This window comes from Acidithiobacillus sp. TH-A36, from assembly GCF_057473445.1.
On sequence record NZ_JBYCKP010000647.1, the window covers coordinates 1 to 4196 of the forward strand.

The window sequence follows — 4196 nt, forward strand, 5'->3', positions numbered from 1 at the left end:
GCCAGCCAGCCATCATCCGTTCATTCGTCCAGCTACACCGGCCCCGGTACAAGAGCCCATGACGCCTACTAAGCCATCCACACCAACTACAGCGCAGACTCAAGCTGCCGCTCCAGCCCCCGCGCCTGCTTCTGCACCTTCTGCGGCTGCAAAAGCGGAAGCTGCCCGGGAAAAAGCGGAAATGGTGGAGGCTAAGTCGCTTGTTCAAGGGACTGGGGCATCAACTACAGCTTGGCAGGACCACCATACCACGCCCGCACCGGCAGCGACTCCACCGGCACCCGCTGCTAATGCTGCAATTATGGAAAAGCCGAAGAGCAGTGTTTACAGTACGCATTTGGTCCGCAAGGAGGTCAGCCCATACGAACTACTGCAGGGAACAGTCATCCCTGCGGTGCTGGAAACGGGTATCAAATCCGACTTGCCAGGAACAATTACAGCGGTCGTGAACCAGCCAGTTTACAGCAGTGTATCCGGGTCATCCGTCCTGATCCCTGCCGGTTCTAAGTTAATTGGTGTGTATCAAAGCAAACTCATTGCTGGGGCAACACGAGTTGGTGTTATTTGGAGCCGTATTGAGTTCCCGAATGGGACTTACATGCAGATTGGCAAATCTGAGGGATACAGTCCCAAGGGTTACGCGGGATTCCATGATTTGGTCAACGACCATACGTGGTCCATCTTCAAGAACGCCTTGCTGTTGTCTTTGATCGACGTGGGCATGTCTGTGGCTTCACCTACCAGCACCAGCAGCAATACCACTGGTGTGACGGGCAATGCGGCTTTGCAAGATGGTGAACAGTCACTGGCGCAAACTTTCGGGCAGGCGGAATCACAGATGTTTCAAAAAGATATAAATATCGCGCCAACCCTGACCATCCGTTCCGGCTACGCCTTTAATGTGATTGTGAGCAAGGATTTGATCTTCCCGGGTCCATACCAGCACGGCACGCACCTGGTAAACCAGACCCCAACTTCAGCGGCTATGCCCACGACGACTAACCCATACGGTTAAAGGAAAACGCTATGCAATCTTACATCTATCCAAAACTTTTGCGGGAGGAAATGCATGCTGACTATGCAGATAACCCCACTTTACGCTCAAAAGCGGTCAATGAAGCCTTGCTGAAGTTGTCCACTTCTGACTTGGCGAGTATGGGCATGCGAAGGGCGCGGCAGAAACCCCGGGTGCCTTATGAGCCTTTCGGGGTTGCCATTACGGATGACGCACTGCATGTGCTTCGGTCACTTCCACCCACCGTGAGCCGTTCGGCGTTAATCCAGTCGATTCTTCGATGACGCTTCTCACCAGGGGCTACGGATATGAGAGCCAGAATGGGTCTGGCTCTTACACAGAAGGGGCAATGCAATGAGAAAAAGCACATGGGTTATTCCCGATTGGGCACATGACAACAGCATCATGATCGGTTTCATCCTGGGACTCATCATTGTTGGGTCTTGGAATCTTGGCATCTTGTAATACCATCTTGAAAAGTATCGTGGGACAGGCTATAACCAAACAGAGCAGGTGAGGTTATAACTTTTCCCATTCTATCAGGAGTCATTTTATGCGAGTTTTTACAGATAAAAGGACGGGCCAGACATACGTGGAAATTCCCACGAGGGCACCATCCAAGATGCAGATTTATTCAAAAACACTAGCATTTGCTACGGGCAAGACACTCAAGACTATGTTCAAAGAAGCTACGGAACGATTTTTGAAGGAAAAGCCGTGGGAACATGGCTTGAAATGGCGCCCAACCAAGGGTCTGACCACAACACTGAAAGACCAGATCGGGCAAAAAGAGGCGACGGGCTGGATGCAGGTCAATATCAGACTGCCGGCTGAGTTAGGGAACGCACTAGAACGGTTAGCCATTGAGCAGAATGTATCTCTGTCGTCCGTGGGCTATACCATGCTGTACTGGTGGACGTGGTGGGTATACCCGCCTGCGTCCGAACGCGCACGGCGCGAGGCTTATCTACGCAAAAACGGGTGAAATTATGACAAATTTTATTGCTGTAGCGAATCAAAAGGGGGGCGTGGGTAAAACGACCATCGCCCTGCATCTTGCGGCACTGGCTCATGAAACCGACCAGCGCACGTTGCTCGTGGACTTGGACCAGCAAGGGTCCGCCACGTTTCTTGCCTCTGGTAAGCCCAACCAGCACCGCACGACTGAAGGCACTGTACTGGATTTGTGGGATGAGGCCATTAACACCGCACCGATCAGGGAAAGCGTTTTTGGCTTCGATTATCTCCAAGCGAGTTACCAACTGGACATGGTGGATGATGATGTGGCCGCCGCATTAAAAGCATTGCTCACGCTAGATAAGTGTGGATATGACACCATCATCATTGACTGCCCACCGGCGCCTGGGGTCCGTCAGATTGTACCTCTGCTTATTGCAGATCGGCATGTGGTCCCTATCACAGCAGATTCCCTCGGTACACAAGGGTTGGTATCTACATGGCAGCAGCACACTCGCCAGATACGACCACAAAACACCGATATTGATTTCCGCATTGTCATCAACCTGCACAAGCTCATGTCAGGCACCCAAAAAGCCGTCATTGAGCAGCTTCAGGAGAAAATGGGGGATTACCTGGTACAGCCAGCTTTAACCGACCGTGAAGCCGTGAAACATGCCTTGCGTGCTGGCAAACCCATTTGGGCGTATTCTAAAGAGCCGTTTGCAGAAGACTGGCGCATAGTCTGTGAAAGCCTTTTACTATCAGCTTCCGAAGATGAAAGCGCGGAAGTGGATGAGCCCGAAAATGCACAAGAATTGCTGGATGCACAAGGAGCAGGAGCATGAAAAAATCACTGTTGGATGAAGAGTTTATTGATCTTTTTGCGGATGACAAACCGGCAACCCCGAAAGCAAACCCGAGCCAAGAGGCCGCTGCGGGGCTGTTTATCCCCCTGGAACAGATACAGCCGGACCCCCAACAGCCGCGTAAGTTTTCAGGGGATGACGATGATGACTTGAAGCTGCTGGCCGAAAGCATTGTGCAGCACGGCATTTTGCAGCCGATTACGGTTCAGCCGGTTCAAAACGGGAAGACTATCAAGTACCAAATCATCGCCGGTGAACGGCGTTGGCGGGCCGCGCAGATCGCTTTGCAGACCGGCTCCAAGTGTCAGCGCAAAGGTTACGACCTGGGCCGGATTCCTGTCTATATCCGTAACCCAGAAAGTGACTCGGACAAGCTCGAAATGCAGATGGTGGAAAATCTGGCCCGGTCTGGGATGACCGATACCGATATTTCCAGAGCATTGAACAAGCTCATCTCCACCATCCATGTCTCTAAAGCAGAACTGGCAAGGCGCTTGGGACGGTCGGAAACGTGGGTCAAAAATATCCTGACCCGCGCAGACCCGGATAGTGAGGTGGTGAGCAAGCGGATCGGAGTGCCGGTTGAAGATATCGGTTCTAATGAAATTGCCCGTTTGGTGTCTTGGTCGAAGGATAATGAAAAACAGGTGGTTCTTGACCAGATTGCTGAGAAGTTGAGGGGTGGAGCTATTTTGAGTCGTGCCCTGATCTCCGAATTGGAAGAGCGGTATGATTTAACTTTCCGGTTCCCGCAACTCAAAAAACGTGCTGATCTCACCATGGATGATCTGCAAACCTGGAAAAATCTGTGGTACAGCGACGACCCCGCACAAAACGCCATAGCCCAAAGGGTTCTGGACGGAATGACGCTGGCTGAGGCTATGCAAGCGCCAATGGCTGCACCTGAGCACGATACTGACCTACCCCCCATGGGTGACAATGTACGGCTTGGAGATGACGAAGACATATCACCTGACCCTGACCCTGCCACACTGGGGGATGATGATTTTGTCGGAAACAACGACTTCCAGATAGACGAGAAAGAGATGGAGGATGTCGTGGCTGCAAAGTCAGCAACGCTCCAAACCCCGGTCCATGCTGAACGAACCAACCGGAAGAGCTCTGAAGAGGATCGCCGGAATATGGACACAGCCGGAATGGGTACAGAGAGTGGGGGCGTCATCTCAGTAGCTGACCAGACCAGCCAGCCCGTCCATGTTCGGATTCCCGCTGACATGGTGGATCGCTTGCTGGAAAAAACGGGTCTTGCTGATGACTTGACGGTGGATGCAGATACTGTACTGAGGGCCATCACTTTACTGCTTGGTCAGTAACAAACCACTCAAGGGTCCACG

Annotated in this window: 5 protein-coding genes; all 5 read left to right on the plus strand. The window is 52.2% G+C overall.

Features of this window, described 5'->3' with window-relative positions:
• On the plus strand, positions 1-1015 hold a 1015-nt coding region (locus AC2VLY_RS16190), incomplete at its 5' end, for a TraB/TrbI/VirB10 family type IV secretion system protein (protein ID WP_486894240.1).
• Between the two features lie 11 nt (positions 1016-1026).
• On the plus strand, positions 1027-1299 hold the full coding sequence (locus AC2VLY_RS16195; RefSeq protein ID WP_024893237.1) for a hypothetical protein: 273 nt from the start codon (positions 1027-1029) through the stop codon (positions 1297-1299).
• A gap of 269 nt (positions 1300-1568) precedes the next feature.
• Positions 1569-2000 carry a hypothetical protein gene (locus AC2VLY_RS16200; protein WP_024893236.1) on the plus strand — a complete coding sequence of 144 codons (432 nt, stop codon included), beginning with the start codon at positions 1569-1571 and terminating at the stop codon, positions 1998-2000.
• Positions 2001-2004: 4 nt separating this feature from the next.
• Positions 2005-2820 carry a ParA family protein gene (locus tag AC2VLY_RS16205; protein ID WP_024893235.1) on the plus strand — a complete coding sequence of 272 codons (816 nt, stop codon included), beginning with the start codon at positions 2005-2007 and terminating at the stop codon, positions 2818-2820.
• Positions 2817-4175 (plus strand): ParB/RepB/Spo0J family partition protein, encoded by a 1359-nt coding sequence (locus AC2VLY_RS16210; RefSeq protein WP_486894239.1) that lies wholly within the window; start codon positions 2817-2819, stop codon positions 4173-4175. The genes AC2VLY_RS16205 and AC2VLY_RS16210 overlap by 4 nt, the downstream gene beginning before the upstream one ends.
• The last annotated feature ends 21 nt before the right edge of the window (positions 4176-4196 follow it).

Coding starts and splice junctions, on each gene's coding strand:
- AC2VLY_RS16195 (WP_024893237.1), top strand. CDS start 1,027: ATGCAATCTTACATCTATCCAAAACTTTTGCGGGAGGAAATGCATGCT.
- AC2VLY_RS16210 (WP_486894239.1), top strand. CDS start 2,817: ATGAAAAAATCACTGTTGGATGAAGAGTTTATTGATCTTTTTGCGGAT.
- AC2VLY_RS16200 (WP_024893236.1), top strand. CDS start 1,569: ATGCGAGTTTTTACAGATAAAAGGACGGGCCAGACATACGTGGAAATT.
- AC2VLY_RS16205 (WP_024893235.1), top strand. CDS start 2,005: ATGACAAATTTTATTGCTGTAGCGAATCAAAAGGGGGGCGTGGGTAAA.